Consider the following 25,490-nt stretch of genomic DNA (forward strand, 5'->3'; position numbering starts at 1 on the left):
TCTGGTGCGGGCGGTCGGACTCGAACCGACATATCCGTGAGGACGGCGGATTTTGAGTCCGCTGCGTCTACCAATTCCGCCACGCCCGCGCGGGGAGCTATCTATAACGGATGACGCGGCTCGCCAAGCCGGGATCGCCGCGCGGACATCCCCCGTTTTGCCGCCGCATCCGCCGGCGCGCCGGGCGGGTCGCCGGGCGGGTCATGCCGACAGGCGATCGAGCGGCGTCCCCCGTCCCTGCTGCGCCGATTCCGGGAAACGCGCATCGACCCAGCAGCCGAACGCCGCCTCGGCGACATCGCGGGCCTGTTCGGCGCAGATCCGGCCCTGCCGGCGCAGCTGACGCACGTCGATGCCGGCGGCGGCGAGCGCCACCGCATGGCCGACATACCATTCCTCCAGCCCGCGCGGATCGGCCTCGAGGTGGAACTGCAGCGCCAGCCCGGCCTCGCCGCCGCAGGCGAAGGCCTGGTTCTCGCGATGGGCGTCGAAGGCGAGCCGGCGGGCACCGGGCGGCAGCTCGATGCCGTCGCCGCGCCAGTGCAGCACCTTGGCGCCGGGCCGTCCGAGCGGCGCCAGGGCCGAGCGCCGGCCTTCCGGCGTCAGCGACACCTCGCCCCAGCCGATCGGCGCCGTCGTGGCGGCCTCCACCCGCCCGCCCAGCGCGGCCGCCATCAGCTGGGCGCCGAGGCCGATGCCGAGCGTCGGCTGGCCGCGCGACAGGCGGCGTTCGATGAGATGCATCTCGCTGGCGAGGAAGCGGAAGGCGCGCTGGTCGCCGACGCCGATCGGCCCGTCGAGCACGATGACGAGGTCGGCGTCGCGAATGGAATAGTGCGAGAGCTGGTCGGTGCTCGCTTCGCAATAGGAGACCGACCAGCCGCGCGCATCGAGCGTGCGGGCGAAGCCGCCGAGGTCCTCGAAGGCCACATGGCGGATCGCCACGGCGGAACGCCGCCGGTCCGCCCTACGCCTGCCGCGCATCTGCATCATCCATCCGTCGTTATGTCCATGTGAATATAACGATGGATGGGCCACGGGAAGCAAGCCCGTTCGCGCCTGCTGCGGCGCGCCTTTGGAAGGGGGACGCCCGCCGGCGTCCGCGGCCGCTTGCTCCGCACGCCCGGAACCCGCTATGTGCCGTCTTCCCGAAACGGAGGCGGTCTCATGCCCGGCGCGCTCGACGGCATCAAGGTACTCGACCTGTCGCGGGTCCTCGCGGGGCCCTGGGCGACGATGACGCTGGGCGACCTCGGCGCCGAGGTGTGGAAGGTGGAGAATCCCGGCTCCGGCGACGACACCCGCACCTGGGCGCCGCCCGCCGCCGGCGGCATCGCCACCTATTACCTCGCCGCCAACCGCAACAAGAAGAGCCTCGCCGTCGATCTCACCACCCCGGAAGGGCGGGAGATCATCGCCGGGCTGGCGGCGCAGGCGGACATCGTCATCGAGAATTTCCGCCCGGCGAGCCTGCGCAAGTTCCGCCTCACCTATGAGGACCTGAAGGCGATCAATCCGCGGCTGATCTACTGCTCGATCTCCGGCTATGGCCGCGACAACGCGCAGGAGGACCGGCCCGGCTATGATTTCGTCATCCAGGCCGAAAGCGGGTTCATGGCGATCACCGGCGAGGCGGAGGGCGAGCCGATGAAGCTCGGCGTCGCCTTCGTCGATCTCGTCTCCGGCATGAACGCGGTGCAGGCGATCCTCGCGGCGCTCTACATGCGCGAGCGTACCGGGCAGGGGCAGGCGATCGACATCGCGCTGATGGACGGGGCGCTGTTCCTGCTGGCCAATGTCGCCTCGGCGCATCTGAACACCGGCAATGAGGCGAAGCGCTTCGGCAATGCGCATCCTTCCATCGTGCCCTACCAGATCTTCGCCTGCCGCGACGGGCGGCTGGCGCTGGCGGTGGGCAATGACGAGCAGTATCGCCGGCTGTGCGTGAACGTGCTGGAGGCGCCGGAACTGGCGCAGGATCCGCGTTTCGTCACCAATCGCGGGCGGGCGGAAAGCCGCGCCGCGCTGCTGCCGCCGCTGTCGACGAAGATCGCCGGCTTCGGGCTCGCCGACATTCTCGACCGGCTGCACCGCTTCGGCATCCCGGCCGGCAAGGTGCACACGGTGTCGGAGGCCTTCGCCAGCGAGACGGCGCAGCTGCGCGGCAGCGTGGTGGAGACGCCGCACCCGGCCATCGGCAGCTTCCGCTCGGTGCGCAGCCCGCTGCGGCTGGCCGAGGCGCCGCCTACTGTGCGCCGCGTGCCGCCGGGGCTCGGCGAGCACACCGATGCCGTGCTGGGCGAGGTGCTCGGCTATGCGCCGGAGCGGATCGCCGCCTTGCGCGCGGCCGGCATCGTCGGCTGAGGCCGGCGGGGTTCGTCATTCCCCCAGCAGGTTGGCCTTCACCCGCACGAGATGCCGGGTCATCGCGGCCTCGGCCGCGCGGCCGTCGCGGGCGCGCAGCGCGGCGACGATCTCGCGATGCTCCTGCCGGTAGAGGTCGCGGCGCTCGGCGGTGATGGAGCGGCGCTTGAGCTCGCCCCAGTCGGCATGGTCGCGGGCGGCGGTGATGGTGGCGTAGATCGCCACCATCAGCCGGTTATGCGTCGCCTCGGCGATGGCTTGGTGCAGCGCCGCGTCCCATGTCTCGAATTCCTCGAAGTCGTCAGCCGCCTCCGCCTCGCGGTTGCAGGCCTCCATGCGCTCGAAATCGGCGGCGGTGGCGTTCATCACCACCAGTTGCGCCAGGCGCGGCTCCACGATGAGGCGGGCGGCCATGATCTCGGTGGGGCTGGCGTCGCGGCTGCGGGCGGGCTCGCCGGCCGGCGGCGTCTTCGCCACATAGGTGCCGGAGCCGATGATGCGCACCACCTTCTTCTGCGCTTCCAGCACCGACAGCACGTCGCGCACCGCCGAGCGGGGCACGCCGAGCTTCTCCGCCAGCGCCCGCTCGGTCGGCAGCTTGGCGCCCGGCCCATAGGTGCCGGAGCCGATGGCCCGGTCGAGGAAGTCCTGCACCAGGCTCGCCGGCTTGCGGTCGACCAGCACGCTATCCATGACGTCTCCGTCCCGTTTCTTGCATTTGGTATACCAATAGATTCCGCCGCAAACAACAATGTGAGGCGCATTTCAAGGCGATATCGCCGAAAGTCTGGAGCCGCTGGTTGACATTTGGCAAACCAATATGGCCTGATAGGTGGCAATTGGTCAACCAATAAAGGACCGGAGATGAAATTCGCCACCTATGTCCATCAGGGGAAGGAAAGCGTCGGGCTGGTCGATGCCGAAGCCGGGCGCGTCTACCGCGTGGATGTCGCCGACATGGTCGAGCTGATCGCCCGTTATGACGAGATCGCCCCGTCGATCCGCCGGAACGGCAACGGCGCCGAGCTTTCCGAGGTCAAGCTGCTCGCCCCGGTCCCGCGCCCGCGGCGCAACATCTTCTGCGTCGGCAAGAACTATCGTGACCACGCGAAGGAGTTCGCCAATTCCGGCTATGAGGCCGGGGCGGTGAAGGGGGCGGAGATCGACGACTATCCGGCGGTGTTCACCAAGCCGGGCACCTGCGTGATCGGGCCGGGCGACACCGTCGACACCCATCCGCGCGTCACCAGCGCCGTCGACTACGAGGTCGAGCTCACCATCGTCATCGGCAAGGGCGGGCGCGACATTTCCCGCACCGAGGCGCACCGGCACATCTTCGGCTACACCATCATCAACGACGTCACCGCCCGCGACCGGCAGAAGAACCACCGCCAGTGGTTCCTCGGCAAGGCGCTCGACACTTTCTGCCCGATGGGGCCGTGGATCGCCACCGCCGACGAGGTGGATGCAGAGAACCTGCAGGTCCGCACCTGGGTCAATGGCGAGCTGCGCCAGGACGCCAATACTAGCGACCTGATCTTCGACATACCCGGCCTCATCGAGACCATTTCCGCCGGCACCACGCTGGAGCCGGGCGACCTCATCGCCACCGGGACGCCGGCCGGGGTCGGGCTCGGCTTCAACCCGCCGAAATTCCTCAAGGCCGGCGACAACGTCACCATGACCATCAGCGGCATCGGCACGCTGAGCAACCCGTTCGCCTGACGACCTGCGCATGAGATCACACGCCTAGATCGGGCGGGCGAAAGGCCCGCCAGCCAAAAGCCGAAGCGCAGAAACAAGGCGCCGGCTCCGGGAGGAAAAATGGCTCTGCTTACCCTCGCGTCCCCCTCGCGGGCGGCCGCCCTGCCGCGCTGGCTCGGCCTCGAAGGCCTGGTCATCGGCGGCGCCATCGCCGCGCTCGTCGTGCTCGTCGTCCTGCCCGTGCTGTCGCTGGTGGCGGCGAGCGTCTGGGACAAGGGGCTGACCGGCTCCTTCTTCGCCACCGCGCTGGGCAGCACCGCCAATCTGCGGGCGCTCGGCAATTCGCTGATCCTCGGCGCCTGGACCGGGCTGATCTCCATCGTCATCGGCGTGCCGCTGGCCTGGGCGGTCAGCCGCACCAACGTGCCGGCCAAGGGGCTGATCCAGCTCACCGCGACGCTGTCCTACCTGTCGCCGCCCTTCCTCACCGCCATCGCCTTCGTGAACCTGTTCAGCCCCAATGCCGGGGTGGCCAACGTGTTCCTGCGCGAGGTGGTGGGCCTCGACGTCACCTTCAACATCTTCACCATGAGCGGCCTGGTCTTCGTGACCGTGCTGCACACCTTTCCCTTCGTCTACCTGCTCGCCTCCTCGGCGCTGCAATCGGTGGACGCCTCCTATGAGGAGGCGGCGCAGATCCTCGGCGCGTCGAAGCTGCGCACGGCGCTGAGCATCACCCTGCCGCTGGTGGCGCCGGCGGTGCTGTCGGGAACCCTGCTCGCCTTCGTCAACGCCATCGCGCTGTTCGGCTCGCAGGCGATCATCGGCCTGCCCGGCCGGGTGGTGACGCTGCCGACCCGCATCTACGCGCTGTTCGACTACCCGCCGCAATATGGCGTCGCCTCGGCGCTGTCGCTGTTGTTCATCGCCATCACGGTGATCGCGCTCTATCTGCAGCGCGCCTTCCTCGCCCGCCGCTCCTATGTGACGCTCGCCGGCAAGGGCGCACGCCCGCAGCTGATGGACCTCGGCGGCTGGCGCTGGGCGCTGTTCGCGCTGTGCGTCGTGGCCTTCGTGGTCGCCATCCTGCTGCCCTATGGCACGCTGATCGCGGTGTCCTTCTCCAAGAGCTGGGGCCTCGCCTTCTGGCAGAACCTGACGCTGGAGAACTACCGCTTCATCCTCATCGACTACGACGTCACCCGCCGGGCGATCCTCAACAGCCTGATGCTCGCCACCATCGCGGCGACCTTCTGCGTCTTCCTCGGGGCGATCATCTCCTGGATCGACATCCGCACCAGGCTCCCCGGCCGCAAGCTGCTCGACTATGCCGCGCTGATCCCGCTCGGCCTGCCGGGCATCGTGATGGCGGTGGCGCTGCTGCAGTTCTGGCTGAAGATGCCGGTCGCCCTCTACGGCACTTTCGCCATCCTGCTGCTGGCCTATGTCGGGCGCTACGTGCCGCTCGGGGTGCGCGCCGCCAACTCCTCGCTGCGCCAGATCGACCCCTCGCTGGAGGAGGCGGCGCAGATCCTCGGTGCCTCCTGGGGCACGCGGATGAAGGAGATCACCCTGCCGCTGATCCGGCCCGGCCTGTTCGCCGGCTGGCTCCTGGTGTTCGTGCCGGTGATCCAGGAGCTTTCGGCCTCGATCCTCCTGTTCTCCTCCGAATCCATCACCCTCGCGGTGGCGGTCTACAACCTCTACGAGACCGGCTACACCGAGCCCGTCGCCGCTCTCGCCATCGTCAACATGATCATCATCGCGGTCGCCATCGGCATCGCCCGCCATTTCGGCGGCAGCCGCATCGGCCTGAAGACCGGCGGTTGAGGCAAGAGAACAACATGGCCACGATCCAGATCAACAACCTGTCGAAGTTCTACGGCAGCAAGGAAGGCGGGGCGGCGGTCAGCGGCCTCAACCTCGATATCCGCGACAACCAGTTCGTCACCCTGCTCGGCCCTTCCGGCTGCGGCAAGACCACGACGCTCAGATTGATAGCCGGCTACATCACGCCGGATGCCGGCACCATCCGCGTCGGCGACCGCGTGGTCTCGTCGGCCGACGGGGTGGCCCCGCCGGACAGGCGGGGCATGGGCATGGTGTTCCAGAACTATGCGGTGTGGCCGCACAAGACGGTGTTCGAGAACGTCGTCTTCGGCCTCAGGCTGCGCAAGGTGCCGGCCGAGGCGGCGCGGCGCAAGGTGCTGGACATGCTGGCGATGGTGAACCTCGCCGGGCTCGAGGACCGGCTGCCGAGCGAGCTGTCCGGCGGCCAGCAGCAGCGCGTGGCGCTGGCCCGTTCGCTGGTGGTCGAGCCGGGCATCCTGCTGCTCGACGAGCCCTTGTCCAATCTCGACGCCAAACTGCGCGAGAAGATGCGCACCGAGCTCAAGCAGCTGCAGCGCCGCACCGGCATCACCTTCGTCTATGTGACGCACGACCAGGCCGAGGCGCTGGCGCTCTCCGACCAGATCGCGGTGATGCATGGCGGCGAGCTCCAGCAATACGGTTCGCCGGACGATGTCTATCGCCGCCCGGCCAACAAGATCGTCGCCGATTTCATGGGCATCGTGAACTTCCTGCCCGGCACGGTGGAGGCGGGGCCGAACGGCCTCGCCGTGGCGGTGGACGGGGTGGCGGTGCCGGCGCCGGTGCATGGCACGCTCGCCGCCGGCCAGCCGGTCGATCTCGCCGTGCGGCCGGAGAGCGTGCGCCTCGCCGTCGGAGAGGCCGGGACCGGGCGGCTCGCCGCCACCGTCACCGACATGACCTATCTCGGCAATCTCGTCGAATACTGGCTGCAGCTCGAATCCGGCACGGCGCTGCGGGCGCAGACGCACCCGCTGGAGCGCTTCTCGGTCGGCGACCGGGTGAACCTCTCCATCGACGCCGCCGATTGCAGCGTGTTCCCGCGCGCCGGCGCCGCGCACTGACATCCCGACAAGGAGACGCAAGACATGTCCACCACCGCCGCCCTGAAGCCCGCGCCGCGCGGGGAAGAGCACTGGACCAGGAACGGCGACGCCGAGCTGTTCCTGTGGCGCAAGGCCCCGGAAGCCGGGGCGAAAGCCGGCACCGTGCTGTTCGTGCACGGCTCCTCCATGGCCTCGCAGCCGACCTTCGACCTTGAGGTGCCCGGCCGGCCCTTCTCCTCCGCGATGGACTATTTCGTCGACAAGGGCTTCGAGACCTGGACCGTCGATCTGCGCGGCTATGGCCGTTCCGACAAGCGCCCGGGCACCGAGGCGACCATCGCGCAGGGAGCGGAGGACCTCGCTGCGGCCACCGACTACATCATCGCCGAGACCGGCGTGCCGGCCTTCCACGTCTACGGCATCTCCTCGGGGGCGCTGCGCGCCGCCACCTTCGCCGAGCGCCATCCCGAGCGGGTGAAGCGGCTGGCGCTCGACGCCTTCGTATGGACCGGCGAGGGCAGCCACACGCTGGAGAACCGCCGCAAGAAGCTGCCGGACTTCCCGCGCGGCGGGCGCCGGCCGATCGACAAGGCCTTCGTCTATTCGATCTTCAACCGCGACCATCCCGGCACCGCCGAGGACAAGGTGATCGAGGCCTTCGCCGACGCCATCACCGCGCTCGACGATTCCATGCCCAACGGCACCTATATCGACATGTGCACCCATCTGCCGGTGATCGATCCGGCGAAGATCACCGTGCCGACCATCGTGATGCGCGGCGAATATGACGGCATCGCCGGCATGGACGACCTGATCGCGTTCTTCAGGAAGCTGCCCAATTCCGACAAGCAGTTCGCGGTGATGCCCGGCATCTCGCACGCGTCGTTCCAGCAGAAGAACTACATGCTGGTCTACCACATACTGCACGGCTTCTTCACGCAGCCGGAGCCGATCTACCGCGGCGGATAGAAACGCGGAGTACCGACGAAAACGCCAACAACAACAAATAATACATCAGGAGGAACATATGAGGACGCTCATCGACCGGCGCGGGTTCACCCTCGCGCTCGGCCTTCTCGCCGGCGCCGCGGCGCTGCCGGCGGCGGGCCACGCAGACGAGGCGGACATGGCCAAGGCCAAGGCCGAGGGCAAGGTGGTCTGGTACACCTCGACGCCCATCGAGCAGGCCAACAAGCTCGCCAAGCTGTTCGAGCAGCAGAGCGGCATCAAGGTGGAGCTGTTCCGCTCCGGCGGCTCGGCGATCCTGCGGCGCTTCAACCAGGAAGCCTCGGCCGGGCGCATCGCCGCCGACGTGCTCACCACCTCCGACCCCGCCGCCTCCAACATGATGGCGGAGCAGGGCCTGTTCGTGGCGTTCAAGCCGAAGGATTTCGACAAGATCCCGGAGACGGCGAAGGACAAGGACGGCAACTGGATCGGCCAGCGGCTGAACCTGATCACCATCTACATGCGCGGCGACAAGGTGCCGGAGGCCGAGCGGCCGAAGAAATGGACCGACCTCACCGCCAAGACCTTCGACAAGAAGCTGGTGATGACCGATCCGTCCTTCACCTCGCTGCAATTGTCGGTGGTCGGCACGCTGTCGGAGAAGCTCGGCTGGGACTATTACAAGCAGCTCGCCGGCAATGACGTGATGGTGGTGCAGGGCAACCAGCAGGTCTCCGACAACCTCAAGCGCGGCGAGCGGCTGATCGCGGTGGGGGCGCTGGATTCCTACGCGGCGGAAGACCGTGCCAGCGGCCACGACATCGTCACCGTCTATCCCGCCGACGGCACCTTCGTCATTCCCTCGCCCACCGCGGTGGTGAAGGGCGGGCCGAATCCCGAGGCGGCCAAGGCCTTCGCCGCCTTCATGATCAGCGAGGCGGCGCAGAAGATCTTCCCGGCGGACGGCGGCTATGCGGCGCGCAGCGACGTCGATCCGCCGGCCGGCAGCCCGAAAGTCTCGGACCTCGTCATCATCCCCGTCGACTATGCGGCGCTGGAGAAGAAGGCGGCCGAGGTGAAGGACGAGTTCAACGCCATCTTCCGCTGAGAGGCGGTAAGCGACGCGGCGGCGGCGGGCGCGGGCCTGCCGCCGCTTCGCGTTCAGCGCGGATCGGCGAGCGCCGGCCGCAGCGCCGTCGCCAGCGCCCGGCGGTTGAGGCGCGGCGCGGCGCGCAGGACCGCCAGCGTCTCCGCCCGCTCCAGCACCGCGGCGAAGCGCAGCACGGGGTGATATTCCGGCCGGTTCCAGAAATCATGCACCGCCACCGTCACGCCCGGCGGCCCGAACAGCAGCGCGGCGAGGATCGAGGCGACGCGGAACCGCCCGTCGACGAAGACGAGATCGGGCGCGAAGTCCGGCGCCTGCACCCAGGGCGCCGGCGCATAGGCGGGCCAGCGGCCCTTCAGGCTCTTGTCCTTGGGCTTGCCCCAGTTCTTCACCGGGCCGAGATCGACATGGATGAAGGCGAGGCGTCCCTCGGCCTCGGCCTCGGCGAGCGCCGGCACCAGGCGCAGCCGGGCGATCCAGGCCGGGTCGGAATCGACGCTGAGGATGCGCGCCGCGCCGGCCCGCACGAATTCCCCGGTCGAATGGCCGCAGCCATATTCGATGATGCCGCGCGCCGCCCGCGCATGGCGCATGAGCAGGTCGAGTTCGGCCGGGCTCAGCGTCGGCCCGAGCGTCGGCGCGGCCGCCTCCGTCCCGACGGCGGCGGTCGCTTCATGCTCGTGCGGCGATTGGTTCGGCAGGTTCATCGCTCTCTCTCGGCGGGCGCACGCTAGCCGCCGGCCCGCCCGAGGGGAAGCCGGCATTTGCCGATCAGCCCGGCATTCCCGCCGGCTGCTGCTGGGTGATGCAATGGATGTTGCCGCCGCCGAGCAGGATCTCGCGCGTCGGCAGGCCCACCACCTCCCGGCCGGGGAACAGCCGGCCGAGGATCGACGCCGCCTCCTCGTCATGGGCGGGGTCGAGGCGCGGCATCAGCACGAAGCCGTTGCCGACATAGAAATTCACATAGGAACCGCCGAGCCGCTCGCCCACCAGCCGGCTCATCGTGCCGCCGGAGGCGAGGTCGATCGCCTCCTCCGGCGTGCGATGCAGCGGGCCGGGTAGTGGCAGCTTCACCACTTCGAGGGCGCGGCCCCTGGCGTCGCGGGCCCGGCTCAGCCGGTCGAGGGCGTCGCGGGAGATGGCGTGCTGCGGATCGGCCGGGTCGTCGCACCAGGTCAGCGCCACCACGCCCGGCCGCACGAAACAGGCGATGTTGTCGATATGGCCGGAGGTCTCGTCGTCGACGAGGCCGGCGCCGAGCCAGATGATGCTGGAGACGCCGAGATGGTCCTTCAGATGCTGCTCGATCTCCTCGCGGGTGAGCGAGGGATTGCGGTTGGGGTTGAGCAGGCATTCCTCGGTGGTGAGCAGCGTGCCCTCGCCGTCGACATGGATCGAGCCGCCTTCCAGCACCAGCGGCGCGGCGTAGCGCGGCGCGCGCTCGGTCTCCAGCACCTTGGCGGCGATCAGCCGGTCGTTGTCGTAGGGCGAATAGAGCCCGCCCCAGGCGTTGAACTCCCAGTCGACGCCGCGCAGCCGGCCCTTGGCGTCGGTGACGAAGGTCGGCCCGCTGTCGCGGCACCAGGCGTCGTCATTGGCCGCCTCGACGAGGCGAATATGGGCGGGAAGCTGGTCGCGGGCATTCTGCCACTCGCCGGCGGAGACCAGCAGGCTCACCGGCTCGAAGCGGGCGATGGCGGTGGCGACCGCGGCGAAGGCCGCCTGCCCCGGCACCGCGCCTTCGCGCCAATTGTCCGGCCGCTCCGGCCAGATCATCCAGGTGCCGGCATGCGGCTCCCATTCCGCCGGCATGCGGAAGCCGTCGGCGGCGGGAGAGGTGAGGAGCGTCTCGGTCATGCGCGGCTCATGGAAAGCGGAAGGGCGGCGGAAGGGAGGGGCGAGGGAGCGGGAGGCCCGTTCAGCGGCTCACGGTAGGGGTGGTCTTGCCGTCGAGGGTGAGGATCGGCGCATAGAGCTCCGGCCGGCGGTCGCGAAACACGCCCCAGGAGCGGCGCTGATGCGCGATGGCGTCGAGGTCGAAGCTCGCCAGCAGCACCGTCTCGTCGGTGCGGTCGGCTTCCGCCACCTTCTCGCCGGTCGGTCCGGCGATGAAGGAGGAGCCGTAGAAGGTGATCTGCGTGCCGTTGCGCCCCGGCTCGGTGCCGATGCGGTTGGAGGCGAGCAGCGGCATCAGGTTGGCGCCGGCATGGCCCTGCATCACCCGCTGCCAGTGGGCGGCGGAATCGAGGCCGGGATCGTGCGGCTCGGAGCCGATGGCGGTCGGGTAGAGCAGCACCTCGGCGCCCATCAGCGCCATCGTCCGCGCCGATTCCGGGAACCACTGGTCCCAGCAGATGCCGACCCCGATGCGCCCGGCGGCGGTGTCCCACACCTTGAAGCCGGTATCGCCGGGCGAGAAATAGAACTTCTCGGTGTAGCCCGGCCCGTCGGGAATGTGGCTCTTGCGGTAGACGCCCATCACCGTGCCGTCGGCGTCGATCATGGCGAGGCTGTTATAGGCGGCCGGCCCGGCGCGCTCGAAGAAGGAGAGCGGCAGCACCACGCCGAGCTCGGCGGCCAGCTTGGCGAAATGCGCGATCAGCTTGTTGCCCTCGAAGGGGGCGGCGAGGTCGAGGAATTCGTGCAGCTGGTCCTGGCAGAAATAGGGGGTCTCGAACAGCTCCTGCAGCAGGATCAGCTGCGCCCCTCCGGCCGCCGCCTCGCGCACCAGCCGCTCGGCGCGGGCGATATTGCCGGGGATATCCCAGTCGCAGCGCATCTGGGTGGCGGCGAGGGTAAGAACACGCATGGGGAGCTCCGGGAGCGCGAGACCGATTCGGGCCGGTTCAGTTGACCGCCCGCAGGGGCTTTTCCAACACTGCGAGCACGCGGGCAAGTTCGTGCCCGCGCTTCAGGATGAGCCCGGTCTGCGACACCACCGTGTAGGCGCCCTGGCGCTTGGCGAGGCGGGGGTCCTTCTCCACCCGGTAGATCGGCACCTCGGTGGCGCGGCGGAAGATCGAGAACACCGCCCGCTCGCGGGTGAAGGCGATGGCGTAGTCGCGCCATTCGCCCAGCGCCACCATGCGGCCGTAGAGGCCGAGGATGCGGTCGAGCTCCTGTCGATCGAAGGTGACGACGTCGTTTTTCTGGCCGGTCTTCTCGCCGCCGCGCGCCGCGGCGGCCAATCCTATGGGCTCGATATCCGCCACGCGGACCTCCCGGAACCTGCGCCCGCGCGGCTCGCCCGGGCTGCCGCCGGGCTGCGATCGGAGCGTGCGATCGGATCCCGGCATCATCGATCTGTCATGATCGCCCCGCCGGCCGGCCGCCACAAGCCCCCTCCGGGCCGGCCCCCGCGCCGGTGGGCGCGGAAAGCGCGGGGCCGCGGGCTTCGGCCACCCCTCACGGCCTCGTCAACCATGGACACAGCCTTGCCAAGATTCGGCCTTTCGGCTGCCAAGCGCGGGGTGGATAAGATTAACCATAGCGTCAGGCCGATCCGCGAAGCGCATCGGTTTCCCAGCCCCCCAGCCCCCCGCGGCGTCGCGTGGACCGTGCCTGGCGCTACTCAGGTTCAATCCCCAACGAACTGATCGAGGTCGGCCGCAACGCCGGCCTTTCTTTTTGCCGCCCGGCTGGTTGCCCCTCCTGCCCTCGCCGCGCGACGCGGCTCAGGGGATCGGCTGCAGCGCCGCCCCGAGGATCGGGCCGGGGGCGCCGGCCGAGCCGGCTTGCACGAGCACCGCGAGCGCGTCGACATCGAGGTCGCCCGGCCGGCGCAGCGGCGCCTCGAAGCTGGCGGCGCTGCCGTTCCAGTCGCCCAGCTTCACCCAGCCGCGCACCACATTGTGGTAGGTGATCTCGGCACCCTCGTTCTCGCCGCGGCCGATGACCACCTTGGCCTTGCTCGCCACCGGGCACAGCCAGACCTCGCCGCTGCCGGTGCCCGGCCCGACCGCGACATGCAGCTTGCCGCCCTGGGTGGACAGCGTCACCGGCAGGTCGGGGGCACGGGAGGTGGCGAGCGTCTGCTCCAGCGCCGAGCGGTCATTGGCCACCGCCATGGCGGTGCCGTTCACCACCGCCTGCGGGGTGAACATCTTGGAATCGCCGCGCAGCTTGGCATAGGCCTTCTGGCGCGAGGTGTGGCCGTGCTTGGCCAGCGTGTCCTTCCAGCCGAGATAGTCCCAGTAGTCGACGGCGAGGGTGAGCGCGATCACGTCCGGCCGCTCGGCGACCTCGGCCAGCAGCTTGTCCGCCGGCGGGCAGGCGGAGCAGCCCTGGCTGGTGAACAATTCGATCACCGCCCGCGGCTTGGTCACGGCGTGGAGCGTGCCGGCATTCGCCTCCTGCGCCCGGGCCGGGGCGATCATGGCGGAGAGCATGCCGATGAAGCCCAGCCCCGCAATCCCCATCCCGGCGATCCTCAGCGCCGCGAGGCACGTCACCAGCCCCGGCAGGCGGGGGAGGACGGCTCGGGGGAGGCGGCCGGCAGGACCGGACAGGGGCAGCGACATCGGGACGGCAATTCCTCATCTGCGTCCCGTGGCAGTCGGGGACCGGTTAGGCTTTAGGACGCGCGGCCGCCCGCGGCCAGTCACATTGGAGTGTCGCCCGCGCACGGAAGGGTGAAGTTGCCGCCGGGCGACAGGTGGCGGCGCCGGCGCGGCCCCGGCGCGGGCCTGGCGGCGCACCGGGCGCCGCAACCGCCGGCCCGAAACGCCGGCGGCGCGAGGGGACAGGCCCTTCGCGCCGCCGTTTCATGTGAATCAGGCCGTGCTCAGGCGGCGAGGTTGCGCAGCACGTATTGCAGGATGCCGCCGTTGCGGAAGTAGTCCAGCTCGTCCAGCGTGTCGATGCGGCAGGTCAGCGGCACGTTCTTCACGCTGCCGTCCGAGAACACGATCTCGGCGATCAGCGTCTGGCGCGGCTTCAGGTCGCCCTCGATGCCGGTGATGGTGACGATCTCGTCGCCCTTCAGGCCGAGCGACTGCCAGGAATCCTCGTTCTGGAACACCAGCGGCACGATGCCCATGCCGACCAGGTTCGAGCGGTGGATGCGCTCGAAGCTCTGGGCGATGACGGCGCGGATGCCGAGCAGCTTGGTGCCCTTGGCCGCCCAGTCGCGCGAGGAGCCGGTGCCGTATTCCTTGCCGGCGAACACGACGGTCGGCACGCCTTCCTGCTTGTAGAGCATGGCGGCGTCGTAGATCGGCATTTCCGTGCCGTCCGGCCAGTGGCGGGTGAAGCCGCCTTCCTTGCCGCCCAGCATCTGGTTCTTGATGCGGATATTGGCGAAGGTGCCGCGCATCATCACCTCGTGGTTGCCGCGCCGCGTGCCGTACTGGTTGAAGTCGGCGGGGCGGACCTGGTGGTCGCGCAGGTAGACGCCGGCGGGGCTGGCTTCCTTGATCGAGCCGGCCGGGGAGATGTGGTCGGTGGTGATCGAATCGAGGAACAGCCCCATCACCCGCGCCTTGAGGATGTCGGTGACGGGTTCCGGCTCACGGGTCATGCCGACGAAATAGGGCGGGTTCTGCACATAGGTCGAGCGGTCGTCCCAGGCATAGGTCTCGCCCTGCGGCACGGCGATCTTCTGCCAGTTCTCGTCGCCCTTGAAGACGTCCGCATATTTCTCGAGGAACATCGTCTTGGTGACGTTCTCGCGGATGAACCGGGCGATCTCCTTGTTGGAGGGCCAGATGTCCTTGAGATAGACCGGCTGGCCGTCCGAGCCGGTGCCGAGCGGCTCGGTGGTCAGGTCGATCTGCAGCGAGCCGGCCAGCGCATAGGCGACCACCAGCGGCGGCGAGGCGAGGTAGTTCGCCTTCACGTCGGGGTTCACGCGGCCTTCGAAGTTGCGGTTGCCGGAGATGACGGCGCCGGCCACCAGGTCGTTCTGGTTGATGGCCTCGGAGATCGGCTCCGGGAGGGGCCCCGAATTGCCGATGCAGGTGGTGCAGCCGAAGCCGACCAGGTTGAAGCCGATGGCGTCGAGGTCCTTCTGCAGGCCGGAGGCGTTGAGATAGCCTTCCACCACCTGGCTGCCGGGGGCCAGCGAGGTTTTCACCCACGGCTTGGTGGTCAGGCCCTTGGCGACCGCGTTGCGGGCGACGAGGCCGGCGGCGATCAGCACGCTCGGATTGGAGGTGTTGGTGCAGGAGGTGATGGCGGCGATGGTCACGTCGCCATGGCCGAGCGTGAAGCTCTCGCCTTCCACCGCCACGCGCTTGGCCGCCTCGCCGGGCTTCTTGAACTCGCCTTCCAGCGCGGCGAGGAAGCCGGCCTTGGTGCCGGAGAGCAGCACGCGGTCCTGCGGGCGCTTGGGGCCGGCGAGCGAGGGCAGCACGGTGGAGATGTCGAGCTCGAGGATGTCGGTGAACACCGGATCCGCGGTCCCTTCATGGCGCCACATGCCCTGCGCCTTGGAATAGGCGGCGACCAGCGCCACGCGGTCGGGGTCGCGGCCGGTCTCGTCGAGATAGGCGATGGTCTCCTCGTCCACCGGGAAGAAGCCGCAGGTCGCGCCGTATTCCGGGGCCATGTTGCCGATGGTGGCGCGGTCGGCGAGCGAGAGATGCTCGAGGCCGGGGCCGAAGAACTCGACGAACTTGCCGACCACGCCTTTCTTGCGCAGCATCTGGGTGACGGTGAGCACCAGGTCGGTGGCGGTGATGCCCTCGTTGAGCTTGCCGGTCAGCTTGAAGCCGATGACCTCGGGGATCAGCATGGAGACCGGCTGGCCGAGCATGGCCGCCTCGGCCTCGATGCCGCCGACGCCCCAGCCCAGCACGCCGAGGCCGTTCACCATGGTGGTGTGCGAATCGGTGCCGACGCAGGTGTCGGGATAGGCGACGGTGGTACCGTCCTCCTGCTTGGTCCACACCGCCTGGGCGAGATATTCGAGGTTCACCTGGTGGCAGATGCCGGTGCCCGGCGGCACGACGCGGAAATTGTCGAAGGCCGACTGGCCCCATTTCAGGAAGCGGTAGCGCTCCTGGTTCTGCTTGTACTCCTCCGCGACGTTCTTGCCGAAGGCGGCGTTGTCGCCGAAGAAGTTGACGATCACCGAATGGTCGATGACGAGGTCGACCGGCACCAGCGGGTTGATCTTGGTGGGCGAGCCGCCGAGATGCACCATGGCGTCGCGCATGGCGGCGAGGTCGACCACCGCCGGCACGCCGGTGAAGTCCTGCATCAGCACGCGCGCCGGGCGATAGGCGATCTCGCGCTCGGCCTTGCCGCGGTTGACCAGCCAGTCCTTGATGGCGACGATGTCGTCCTTCGTCACCGAGCGCCCGTCCTCGAAGCGCAGCAGGTTTTCCAGCAGCACCTTCATCGAGAAGGGCAGCGCCGACACCCCGTCGAGGCCGTTCTTCTCGGCATCCGGCAGGCTGTAATAGGTGTAGCTGTTGTTTCCGACGGTGAGGGTCTTGCGGCTTTTGAAGCTGTCGAGCGACGTCACGGCAGACGCATCCTAGGTGAGAGTGGCCTCGACACGCTCGTTGGAGCCCTTGGACAGGAAGCGGTGGCGCGGGCTATAGCTCGCGCGGCTGGCCTCAAGGCCACGGCGCATCGTTCGGTTTTCTATATAGAGCGATTTCAAACGACGATCCTAGGGGTCTGACGGGGTGCAGCGGAAATTTGTGCAATGCGGGGGCGCCGCGGTCGCCGCGGGGAGCGCCGATGCGGCTGGCCGTTAGGGAACTCACCTGCCGGCGCGGCGCGCGCGAACTGTTCCGCGGCCTCGCTTTCACGGTCGAGGCCGGGCGGGCGCTGGTCGTCACCGGCCCCAACGGCGCCGGCAAATCCTCGCTGCTAAGACTTTTGGCGGGGCTGGCCTCGCCGGTAGCCGGATCCGTGCGGCTGGAGGGGGCGCCGGAGCCGGACGCCTACCGTGAGCAGGTGCATTATCTCGGCCATCTCGACGCCCACAAGCTCTCCCTTTCCGCCGCCGACAACCTCGCCTTCTGGCGCGACATGCTCGGCGGCGTCGACCGGGGCTCGGCGCTGGAGGTCGAGGAGGCGCTGGACGAGGTCGGGCTCGCCGGGCTGGGCGCCCTGCCGGTGGCGGTGCTGTCGGCCGGCCAGAAGCGGCGCCTCGCCCTCGCCCGGCTGCTGGTGGCGGAGCGCCCGCTCTGGATCCTCGACGAGCCGACCACGGCGCTCGACGCGCGGGCGCAGGCGCTGTTCGCCTCGCACGCACGCGCGCATGTCGAAAAGGGTGGCCTGCTCGTCGCCGCCACCCATGCGCCGCTCGATCTCGGGCCGTGCGAATCGCTGGAGATCGGCCGCCACGCGGCGCGCACGGCCTCCGACGCCGGGGGGGCGCCGCGATGATCCGCGCCTTCCTCGCGCTCCTGCGCCGCGACCTCGCTCTGGCGCTGAAGGCCGGCGGCGGCGCCGGGCTCGGTGTGGTGTTCTTCCTCGCCGTGGTGGTGGTGACACCCTTCGCCATCGGGCCGGACCTCAATCTGCTGGCCCGCATCGGTCCGGCGATCCTGTGGATCGGCGCGCTGCTCGCCTCGCTGATCGGGCTCGACCGGCTGTTCGCCGCCGATGCCGAGGACGGTTCGCTCGACCTGATGTTCATGAGCGAGCTGCCGGTCGAGCTGGCGGCGGCGGCCAAGGGCCTCGCCCATTGGCTGGCCACCGGCCTGCCGCTGGTGGTGGCGGCGCCCGTGCTGTCGCTGCTGCTCAATCTCGAGCCGGCGGCGATCGGCGCCCTGTGCCTGACGCTGCTGGTCGGCACGCCGGCCATCACCTTCCTCGGGCTGGTCGGGGCCGCTTTCGCGGCGGCGTTCCGGCGCGGCGGGCTCTTGGTGGCGGTGCTGGTGATGCCGCTCACCATCCCGGTGCTGATCTTCGGCGTGGCGGCGACCGGGGCGGCGATCGGCGGCACGGTGCCGTTCGGCGCGCCGTTCCGCATCCTCGCCGGCCTGTCGCTCGGGGCGCTGGTGCTCGGCCCGGTGGCCGCCGCCGCCGCGCTGCGCGCCACGCGGGAATGAAAAATATTTCCATTCCGCGAATCGGCGGCTCTGGCATACCAGGTGCTGCAATGCGCCGCAGGTGGCGGCAAGCCGTTGAAACGCCGCCTGGAACCTCGGCAAGGCCTTCGAAGCGCGTGCCAATGGCGCGCTACGTCATTTGGCGGTTCGAATCCATGCTTTCACCGTGTTGCAGCACGGGAAGAGGCGTGTTAGGGAACCGCCCGACCTGATTGGGGGGCCCGCTCGGTCGGCCTTCCTTTTTCAGTTCAAAACCCTTGTAAAACCGGGTTCGTCCCCAGCCTCTCCCGGCTGAGGCGGACAACCCGAGAAGCCCGAGAGAGGCACGGTGGCGGAGACCTACGTATCCGGTGTGGCGGGGCGCTATGCGACGGCTCTTTTCGAGCTGGCACGCGAGGCCGGTGCCATCGACGCTGTGAAGGCCGACCTCGACCGGTTCGGCGCCCTCATCGCCGAGAGCGATGATCTCAAGCGCCTGGTGCGCAGCCCGGTATTCTCCTCCGAGGATCAGGAGCGCGCGGTCGCCGCGGTGCTCGCCAAGGCCGGGATCGGCGGTCTCGCCGGCAATTTCTTCAAGACGGTGGCGGCCAATCGGCGCCTGTTCGCGATCGAGGCGATCATTCGCGCCTTCGACGCGCTGGTGTCGGCCGAGAAGGGCGAGATCGTGGCCGAGGTCACGGTCGCCCAGCCGCTTTCCGATGCTCACGCCGCCACCCTCAAGGGCGCGCTCGACCAGATGACCGGCAAGAGCGTGCAGCTCGCCGTCGAGGTCGATCCGTCCCTGCTCGGTGGTCTCAAGGTCAAGATCGGCTCGCGTCTCGTCGACGCCTCGCTCAAGACCAAGCTCAATTCGATCCGAACTGCGATGAAAGAGGTTCGCTGATATGGATATCCGCGCCGCTGAAATTTCCGCGATCCTCAAGGAGCAGATCAAGAATTTCGGCCAGGAAGCCGAAGTCTCCGAGGTGGGTCAGGTCCTGTCCGTCGGTGACGGCATCGCCCGCGTCTACGGCCTCGACAACGTCCAGGCCGGCGAGATGGTCGAGTTCGAGAACGGCACGCGCGGCATGGCGCTGAACCTCGAGATCGACAATGTCGGCGTCGTGATCTTCGGCTCCGACCGCGAGATCAAGGAAGGCCAGACCGTCAAGCGCACCGGCGCCATCGTGGACGTGCCGGTCGGCAAGGGCCTGCTCGGCCGCGTCGTCGACGCCCTGGGCAACCCGATCGACGGCAAGGGCCCGATCGAGTTCACCGAGCGCCGCCGCGTCGACGTCAAGGCGCCGGGCATCATCCCGCGCAAGTCGGTGCACGAGCCGATGCAGACCGGCCTGAAGGCGATCGACGCCCTCATCCCGGTGGGCCGCGGCCAGCGCGAGCTGATCATCGGCGACCGCCAGACCGGCAAGACCGCCATCGCGCTCGACACCATCCTGAACCAGAAGCCGATCAACCAGGGCACCGACGAGAAGGCCAAGCTCTACTGCGTGTACGTCGCGGTGGGCCAGAAGCGTTCGACCGTCGCCCAGTTCGTGAAGGTGCTGGAAGAGCAGGGCGCGCTGGAATATTCCATCGTCGTCGCCGCCACCGCCTCCGACGCCGCGCCGATGCAGTTCCTGGCGCCGTTCGCCGGCACCGCCATGGGCGAGTTCTTCCGCGACAACGGCATGCACGCGCTCATCATCCATGACGACCTGTCCAAGCAGGCCGTGGCGTACCGCCAGATGTCGCTGCTGCTGCGCCGCCCGCCGGGCCGCGAAGCCTATCCGGGCGACGTGTTCTATCTCCACTCGCGCCTGCTCGAGCGCGCCGCCAAGCTGAACGACGAGAACGGCGCCGGCTCGCTGACCGCCCTGCCGGTCATCGAGACCCAGGCCAACGACGTGTCGGCCTACATCCCGACCAACGTGATCTCGATCACCGACGGCCAGATCTTCCTTGAATCCGACCTGTTCTTCCAGGGCATCCGCCCGGCGGTGAACGTCGGTCTCTCGGTGTCGCGCGTCGGCTCCTCGGCGCAGATCAAGGCGATGAAGCAGGTCGCGGGCAAGATCAAGGGCGAGCTTGCCCAGTATCGCGAGCTGGCCGCCTTCGCCCAGTTCGGCTCGGACCTCGACGCCTCGACGCAGAAGCTGCTCAACCGCGGCGCCCGCCTCACCGAGCTCCTGAAGCAGTCGCAGTTCGCGCCGCTGAAGGTCGAGGAGCAGGTGGTGGTGATCTATGCCGGCACCAACGGCTATCTGGACACGCTGCCGGTGAGCAAGGTGCGCGCCTTCGAGGAAGGGCTGCTGCTGTTCCTCCGCTCCAAGCACGCCGACATTCTCGACGCGATCCGCACGTCCAAGGAACTGTCCAAGGACACCGCCGACAAGCTGGTCAAGGCGCTCGACGCCTTCGCCAAGACCTTCGCCTGACCGGGCGGACGGGTATCGGGGCACGGGAGCCGAGGGTAGATGGCCAGCCTTAAGGATCTGCGCAACCGCATCGCTTCGGTGAAGGCGACGCAGAAGATCACCAAGGCGATGCAGATGGTCGCCGCCGCCAAGTTGCGGCGCGCCCAGACCGCCGCCGAAGCCGCGCGCCCCTATGCCAAGCGCATGGAGAGCGTGCTCGGCAACATTGCCAGCGCGGTCTCCGGCGGGCCGGACGCGCCGCTGCTGCTCACCGGCACCGGCAAGGACAACGTGCACCTGCTGCTCGTGCTCACCGCCGAGCGCGGCCTGTGCGGCGCCTTCAACTCCTCGATCGTCCGCCTCGCCCGCGAGCGTGCCACCGCGCTGCTGGCGCAGGGCAAGACGGTCAAGATCTTCTGCGTCGGCCGCAAGGGCTACGAGCCGCTGCGCCGCCAGTTCGAGAAGCAGATCGTCGAGTTCGTCGAGCTGCGCGCGAACAAGGGCGTGACCTTCGCCGACGCGCAGGCGATCGCCGAGAAGATCTCCGGCATGTTCCAGGCCGGCGAGTTCGACGTCGCCACCATGTTCTTCAGCCGCTTCCAGTCGGTGATCTCGCAGGTGCCGACGGCGCAGCAGATCATCCCGGCGACCTTCACGGGCGTCGCGGCGGCCTCGGGCGCGGCCGCGACCTACGAATACGAGCCGGACGAGAACGAGATTCTCGCCGACCTGCTGCCGCGCAACCTCGCGGTGCAGATCTTCACGGCGCTCCTGGAGAACGGGGCGTCCGAGCAGGGCGCCCGCATGAGCGCCATGGACAACGCTACCCGCAACGCGGGTGAAATGATCAAGAAGCAGACGCTGACCTACAACCGCACCCGCCAGGCGATGATCACGAAGGAACTGATCGAGATCATCTCCGGCGCCGAGGCGCTGTGAGGCAAGGGACCAGAAGGACACCGAACATGGCTAAGGTCGGACGCATCACGCAGGTCATCGGCGCCGTCGTCGACGTGCAGTTCGAGGATCACCTGCCGGAGATTCTCAACGCGCTCGAGACCACCAACAATGGCGCGCGCCTCGTGCTCGAGGTGGCTCAGCACCTCGGCGAGAACACCGTGCGCACCATCGCGATGGACTCGACCGAAGGTCTGGTCCGCGGCGCCGAGGTGAAGGACACCGGCGGCCCGATCTCGGTGCCGGTCGGCGACGCCACCCTCGGCCGCATCATGAACGTCATCGGCGAGCCGGTGGACGAGGCGGGCCCGCTGGTCGGCGAGACCTCCCGCGGCATCCACCAGCCGGCGCCTTCCTATGCCGACCAGTCGACCGAGGCCGAGATCCTCATCACCGGCATCAAGGTCATCGATCTTCTGGCCCCCTACTCCAAGGGCGGCAAGGTCGGCCTGTTCGGCGGCGCCGGCGTCGGCAAGACCGTGCTGATCATGGAGCTGATCAACAACATCGCCAAGGCGCATGGCGGCTACTCGGTGTTCGCCGGCGTCGGCGAGCGTACCCGCGAGGGCAACGATCTCTATCACGAGATGATCGAGTCCAAGGTCAACAAGGACCCGCACGAGAATGGCGGCTCCACCGCCGGCTCCAAGTGCGCGCTGGTCTACGGCCAGATGAACGAGCCGCCGGGCGCCCGCGCCCGCGTCGCGCTGACCGGCCTCACCGTGGCCGAGCACTTCCGCGACCAGGGCCAGGACGTTCTGTTCTTCGTCGACAACATCTTCCGCTTCACGCAGGCCGGCTCGGAGCTCTCCGCGCTGCTCGGCCGCATTCCCTCGGCGGTGGGCTACCAGCCGACGCTGGCCACCGACATGGGTGCCCTGCAGGAGCGCATCACCACCACCACCAAGGGCTCGATCACCTCGGTGCAGGCCATCTACGTGCCCGCCGACGACCTGACCGACCCGGCGCCGGCCACCTCCTTCGCCCATCTGGACGCGACGACCACCCTGTCGCGCTCGATCGCGGAAAAGGGCATCTACCCGGCGGTGGACCCGCTCGATTCGACCTCGCGCATCCTGTCGCCGCTGATCATCGGCGAGGAGCACTACACCGTGGCGCGCCAGGTGCAGCAGACGCTGCAGCGCTACAAGTCGCTGCAGGACATCATCGCGATCCTGGGCATGGACGAGCTGTCGGAAGAGGACAAGCTCACCGTCGCCCGCGCGCGCAAGATCGAGCGCTTCCTGTCGCAGCCCTTCCACGTCGCCGAAGTCTTCACCGGTTCGCCGGGCAAGCTCGTCGACCTCGCCGACACCATCAAGGGCTTCAAGGGCCTGGTGGAAGGCAAGTATGATCACCTCCCGGAGCAGGCCTTCTACATGGTCGGCACCATCGAAGAGGCGATCGAGAAGGGCAAGAAGCTGGCCGCTGAAGCCGCGTGAGGCTCTGCCGCGTGCGGCTTGGCGGCGTGATCCGGCGCCGGCCCTCCCTGCGGGGGCCGGTCGTCACCGTGCCGCGGCGTAGCGACTAGTTGCTTGGCTGCCCCGACGGGGCGCTGGAGGAATCATGGCCAATTTCCCGTTCGAACTCGTCTCGCCGGAAAAGCTCGTCTATTCGGGCTCGGTGACCGAGGTGGTCGTTCCGGGCGCCGAAGGCGAGTTCGGCGTGCTCGCCGGCCATGCGCCCTTCGTTTCGGTGATCAAGCCCGGCGTGCTGATCATCAAGGGCGACGGCAAGGTGCAGAAGCTGTTCGTGCGCGGCGGTTTCGCCGAGGCGGGCCCGCAGGGGCTCACCGTGCTCGCCGAGACGGCGGTGCCGCTGGCCGAGCTGGGCCCGGGCAAGCTGGCGCAGATGATCAAGGACGCGCAGGAAGACGTCGAGGACGCCAAGGACGACGCCACCCGTCTCAAGCGCCAGACCGTGCTCGACGCGCTGAAGACCACCGCCGCCGCCATAGAGGCCGACGGGCGCACCGCGCATTGATCGGGGCCCGCGCGGCGGGCCGCTGAAGCAAGACGAAACGAGGCCGTCTCCGAGGCGGCCTTTTTCATGTCCGGGAGATCCGCGATGAACGCCACGCCGCCCGACGCCGCCTCCTTCAGCCGCGAGGCCTGGCAGCGCAACCTCGCCGTCTACGAGGCGATCCGCACCATGCCCTTCAACGAGGCGCTGGCGGCGGGCACGCTGGAGCTCGGCCGCTTCCGCCACTACATGGTGCAGGACGCGCATTACCTCATCGCCTTCGGCCGTGCGCTGGCGGTGGCGGCGGCCAAGGCCGACGATGCCGACGGCCTGGTGCAGTTCGCCGAGGCGGCCAAGGTGGCGGTGATCGTCGAGCGGTCGCTGCACACCGATTTCTTCCGCTCCTTCGACATTTCCCCCGCAGCCTTCGAGGCGACGCAGATGTCGCCGGTCTGCCACCATTATTCCAGCTTCCTGATCGCCAGCGCCCATGCCGAACCCTATCCGGTGGTGCTGGCGGCGCTGCTGCCCTGCTTCTGGATCTATGCCGAGATCGGCCGCGACATTCTCGGCCGCGCCGCGCGTCCCAACCCCTATGACGCCTGGATCGACACCTATGCCGGCGAGGAGTTCCACGAGGCGGTGCGCGCGGTGATCGCCGCCACCGACCGGGCGGCCGACGCCTCCTCGCCGAGCGTCGTCGCGCGCATGCACCGCGCCTATGCCTATGCCAGCAAGCTCGAATGGATGTTCTGGGATTCGGCCTGGCGCGAGGCGGATTGGCCGATCTGACGGCTCGGCCCGCGCGGGCGGCGCGGCGGAAGGCGGGCGGCCATGGCGCCGGCGCCCGGAAGGTGCTTAATCTGGCAGGTAGCCGGCGATCCGCCGCGGAGGAACATGGACCGTCCCGTCGTCGATAGCCCGGTCGCGCAGCGCGGGCGTTCGGAAGCGCCGATCCGCGCGCGCATCCTGCAGGCGATCTTCGAGCGGCGCCTGCATCCCGGCGAGAAGCTCACCGAGGAGCGGGTGGCCGAACTGTTCGGCGTCAGCCGCACCGTGGTGCGGCAGGCGCTGGCGCGCCTCGCCCAGGACGGCATCGTCGAGCAGCGGCCCAATCGCGGCGCCTTCGTCGCGGCGCCGAGCCGCGCCGATGCCCGCCATGTGCTCGATGCCCGCGCGGTGGTGGAGCCGGAGATCGCCGCCACGGCCTGCTGCGGGCCGGCGACGGCGGTGGCGCGGCTGCGCCGCCATGTGGCGATGGAGAACGAGGCCCGCGCCGCCGGCGAGCGGGCGACGCTGGTGCGTCTTACCGGGGAATTCCACATCGCGCTGGCCGAGGCGGCGGGAAATCCGGTGTTCGTCCGCCTGCTCACCGAATTGCAGGCGCTGTCCTCGCTCGCCATCCTGCTCTATGCCCGCGGTGAGCACGCCGCCTGTCCGCCACACGAGCATGCCGACATCGTGCAGGCCATCGAGGCCGGGGATGGCGAGACGGCGGCGCGGCTCATGCGCGTGCACATCGCCCATGTCGCCGAGGAACTCGACCTCGCGGAGCCGAACGGGAGCCGCCCGCCGGGGCTCGCCCAGGCGCTCGGGCTGGAGCCCGGCCTGTCCGCGCGCGGGGGCGCGGGATCCGGCTCCGAAGCGGAGTGAGCGGGGCCGGCCGGGAGACGGCCGGGCGGCCAACGAAAAAAGCCCGCATCGGCGCGCCGGCCGGAGGGACAGAAGCTGATCGGAAGAAGCAGAGCCGGGAGCCGCTCGGCGAGAGACCGCTCGCGAAGCCGGCCCGGCGGCGCGCGGCCGTCAGGTGCCGCGCGCTCGGGCTTCAGCGGCGGCGGCCCGGAGGCGGGCGGCGCTGGCCGGAGCCGACAGGCGGGGTCGGGCCGCCGGTCTTATGGCGGAAATTGATGCGCCCGCGCTCGAGGTCGTAGGGCGACATCTCCACCACCACGCGGTCGCCCACGATGGTGCGGATGCGGTTCTTCTTCATCTTGCCCGCCGCATAGGCGAGAATTTCATGTTCGTTGTCGAGCACGACGCGGAAGTTCCCGTCGGGCAGCACCTCGGTGACGGTGCCGTCGAACTCGAGCAGTTCCTCTTTCGCCATTCCTGGCTCTCCTTG

At 69.0% G+C, this 25,490-nt stretch carries 24 protein-coding genes and 1 tRNA gene; 15 read left to right on the forward strand and 10 right to left on the reverse strand.

Annotated features, from left to right (window positions below; translation table 11 throughout):
- Positions 1-2 precede the first annotated feature (2 nt).
- Positions 3-89: transfer RNA gene (locus KHC19_RS11085), tRNA-Leu, on the reverse strand.
- Between the two features lie 112 nt (positions 90-201).
- On the reverse strand, positions 202-984 hold the full coding sequence (locus tag KHC19_RS11090) for a glutamine amidotransferase-related protein (protein ID WP_213352416.1): 783 nt from the start codon (positions 982-984) through the stop codon (positions 202-204).
- A 183-nt stretch (positions 985-1,167) separates the two neighbouring features.
- Between KHC19_RS11090 and KHC19_RS11095 the strand changes: the two genes are divergently transcribed.
- Complete coding sequence (locus KHC19_RS11095; RefSeq protein ID WP_213352417.1) at positions 1,168-2,364, forward strand: CaiB/BaiF CoA transferase family protein; 1,197 nt, start codon at positions 1,168-1,170, stop codon at positions 2,362-2,364.
- Positions 2,365-2,379: 15 nt separating this feature from the next.
- Here KHC19_RS11095 and KHC19_RS11100 read toward each other — a convergent pair whose 3' ends face one another.
- Positions 2,380-3,057 (reverse strand): FadR/GntR family transcriptional regulator, encoded by a 678-nt coding sequence (locus KHC19_RS11100; RefSeq protein ID WP_213352418.1) that lies wholly within the window; start codon positions 3,055-3,057, stop codon positions 2,380-2,382.
- A 171-nt stretch (positions 3,058-3,228) separates the two neighbouring features.
- On the opposite strand from KHC19_RS11100, the gene KHC19_RS11105 reads away from it, so the two are divergent.
- From KHC19_RS11105 to KHC19_RS11125, 5 genes are all read left to right on the forward strand, one after another.
- The gene (locus KHC19_RS11105) at positions 3,229-4,089 is read left to right on the forward strand and encodes a fumarylacetoacetate hydrolase family protein (protein WP_213352419.1); all 861 of its coding nucleotides are present in this window, start codon (positions 3,229-3,231) and stop codon (positions 4,087-4,089) included.
- A 99-nt stretch (positions 4,090-4,188) separates the two neighbouring features.
- Positions 4,189-5,898 carry an ABC transporter permease gene (locus KHC19_RS11110; RefSeq protein WP_213352420.1) on the forward strand — a complete coding sequence of 570 codons (1,710 nt, stop codon included), beginning with the start codon at positions 4,189-4,191 and terminating at the stop codon, positions 5,896-5,898.
- Positions 5,899-5,912: 14 nt separating this feature from the next.
- Entirely contained in the window at positions 5,913-7,004 is a 1,092-nt protein-coding gene (locus KHC19_RS11115; protein ID WP_213352421.1) for an ABC transporter ATP-binding protein, read from the forward strand.
- Between the two features lie 24 nt (positions 7,005-7,028).
- The gene (locus KHC19_RS11120; protein ID WP_213352422.1) at positions 7,029-7,955 is read left to right on the forward strand and encodes an alpha/beta hydrolase; all 927 of its coding nucleotides are present in this window, start codon (positions 7,029-7,031) and stop codon (positions 7,953-7,955) included.
- Between the two features lie 58 nt (positions 7,956-8,013).
- Complete coding sequence (locus KHC19_RS11125) at positions 8,014-9,042, forward strand: ABC transporter substrate-binding protein (RefSeq protein WP_213352423.1); 1,029 nt, start codon at positions 8,014-8,016, stop codon at positions 9,040-9,042.
- A 53-nt stretch (positions 9,043-9,095) separates the two neighbouring features.
- Here KHC19_RS11125 and KHC19_RS11130 read toward each other — a convergent pair whose 3' ends face one another.
- The 6 genes from KHC19_RS11130 to acnA all read right to left on the reverse strand — a co-directional run bounded on the left by KHC19_RS11130 (position 9,096) and on the right by acnA (position 16,513).
- Positions 9,096-9,749, reverse strand: a complete 654-nt coding sequence (locus tag KHC19_RS11130; protein WP_213352424.1) for a hypothetical protein — start codon at positions 9,747-9,749, stop codon at positions 9,096-9,098.
- A 64-nt stretch (positions 9,750-9,813) separates the two neighbouring features.
- On the reverse strand, positions 9,814-10,902 hold the full coding sequence (gene aguA, locus KHC19_RS11135) for an agmatine deiminase (protein WP_213352425.1): 1,089 nt from the start codon (positions 10,900-10,902) through the stop codon (positions 9,814-9,816).
- A gap of 61 nt (positions 10,903-10,963) precedes the next feature.
- The gene (aguB, locus tag KHC19_RS11140) at positions 10,964-11,854 is read right to left on the reverse strand and encodes an N-carbamoylputrescine amidase (RefSeq protein WP_213352426.1); all 891 of its coding nucleotides are present in this window, start codon (positions 11,852-11,854) and stop codon (positions 10,964-10,966) included.
- A gap of 37 nt (positions 11,855-11,891) precedes the next feature.
- Positions 11,892-12,257, reverse strand: a complete 366-nt coding sequence (locus KHC19_RS11145; protein ID WP_378295760.1) for a DUF2794 domain-containing protein — start codon at positions 12,255-12,257, stop codon at positions 11,892-11,894.
- Between the two features lie 462 nt (positions 12,258-12,719).
- Positions 12,720-13,565: a DUF1223 domain-containing protein gene (locus tag KHC19_RS11150; protein WP_246548698.1), complete on the reverse strand. Its 846-nt coding sequence runs from the start codon at positions 13,563-13,565 to the stop codon at positions 12,720-12,722.
- Between the two features lie 263 nt (positions 13,566-13,828).
- Entirely contained in the window at positions 13,829-16,513 is a 2,685-nt protein-coding gene (gene acnA / locus KHC19_RS11155) for an aconitate hydratase AcnA (RefSeq protein ID WP_213352428.1), read from the reverse strand.
- A gap of 221 nt (positions 16,514-16,734) precedes the next feature.
- Here acnA and ccmA point away from each other — a divergent pair, with 221 nt between their 5' ends.
- The 9 genes from ccmA (at position 16,735) to KHC19_RS11200 (ending at position 25,021) form a co-directional block, all read left to right on the forward strand.
- Positions 16,735-17,388 carry a heme ABC exporter ATP-binding protein CcmA gene (gene ccmA, locus KHC19_RS11160; RefSeq protein WP_213352429.1) on the forward strand — a complete coding sequence of 218 codons (654 nt, stop codon included), beginning with the start codon at positions 16,735-16,737 and terminating at the stop codon, positions 17,386-17,388.
- A complete protein-coding gene (ccmB, locus tag KHC19_RS11165) occupies positions 17,385-18,056 on the forward strand; it encodes a heme exporter protein CcmB (RefSeq protein WP_246548701.1) in 672 nt (223 codons plus the stop codon). The genes ccmA and ccmB overlap by 4 nt, the downstream gene beginning before the upstream one ends.
- 328 nt (positions 18,057-18,384) lie before the next feature.
- Positions 18,385-18,939, forward strand: coding sequence for a F0F1 ATP synthase subunit delta (locus KHC19_RS11170; protein WP_213352430.1), 555 nt, complete (start codon positions 18,385-18,387; stop codon positions 18,937-18,939).
- A 1-nt stretch (position 18,940) separates the two neighbouring features.
- Positions 18,941-20,470 (forward strand): F0F1 ATP synthase subunit alpha, encoded by a 1,530-nt coding sequence (gene atpA, locus KHC19_RS11175; RefSeq protein ID WP_213352431.1) that lies wholly within the window; start codon positions 18,941-18,943, stop codon positions 20,468-20,470.
- A gap of 39 nt (positions 20,471-20,509) precedes the next feature.
- A complete protein-coding gene (locus KHC19_RS11180) occupies positions 20,510-21,388 on the forward strand; it encodes a F0F1 ATP synthase subunit gamma (RefSeq protein WP_213352432.1) in 879 nt (292 codons plus the stop codon).
- A 26-nt stretch (positions 21,389-21,414) separates the two neighbouring features.
- Positions 21,415-22,848 carry a F0F1 ATP synthase subunit beta gene (atpD, locus tag KHC19_RS11185; protein WP_213352433.1) on the forward strand — a complete coding sequence of 478 codons (1,434 nt, stop codon included), beginning with the start codon at positions 21,415-21,417 and terminating at the stop codon, positions 22,846-22,848.
- Between the two features lie 124 nt (positions 22,849-22,972).
- On the forward strand, positions 22,973-23,389 hold the full coding sequence (locus tag KHC19_RS11190; protein ID WP_213352434.1) for a F0F1 ATP synthase subunit epsilon: 417 nt from the start codon (positions 22,973-22,975) through the stop codon (positions 23,387-23,389).
- An 84-nt stretch (positions 23,390-23,473) separates the two neighbouring features.
- Positions 23,474-24,160 carry a thiaminase II gene (tenA, locus tag KHC19_RS11195; RefSeq protein WP_213352435.1) on the forward strand — a complete coding sequence of 229 codons (687 nt, stop codon included), beginning with the start codon at positions 23,474-23,476 and terminating at the stop codon, positions 24,158-24,160.
- A gap of 105 nt (positions 24,161-24,265) precedes the next feature.
- A complete protein-coding gene (locus KHC19_RS11200) occupies positions 24,266-25,021 on the forward strand; it encodes a GntR family transcriptional regulator (protein ID WP_213352436.1) in 756 nt (251 codons plus the stop codon).
- 172 nt (positions 25,022-25,193) lie between these two features.
- Here the strand turns inward: KHC19_RS11200 and infA are convergent, their stop codons facing one another.
- Positions 25,194-25,475 (reverse strand): translation initiation factor IF-1, encoded by a 282-nt coding sequence (infA, locus tag KHC19_RS11205; RefSeq protein WP_144341050.1) that lies wholly within the window; start codon positions 25,473-25,475, stop codon positions 25,194-25,196.
- Between the last annotated feature and the right edge of the window lie 15 nt (positions 25,476-25,490).

Origin of the sequence: Ancylobacter oerskovii, from assembly GCF_018390555.1 — a bacterium.
GTDB lineage: Bacteria > Pseudomonadota > Alphaproteobacteria > Rhizobiales > Xanthobacteraceae > Ancylobacter > Ancylobacter oerskovii.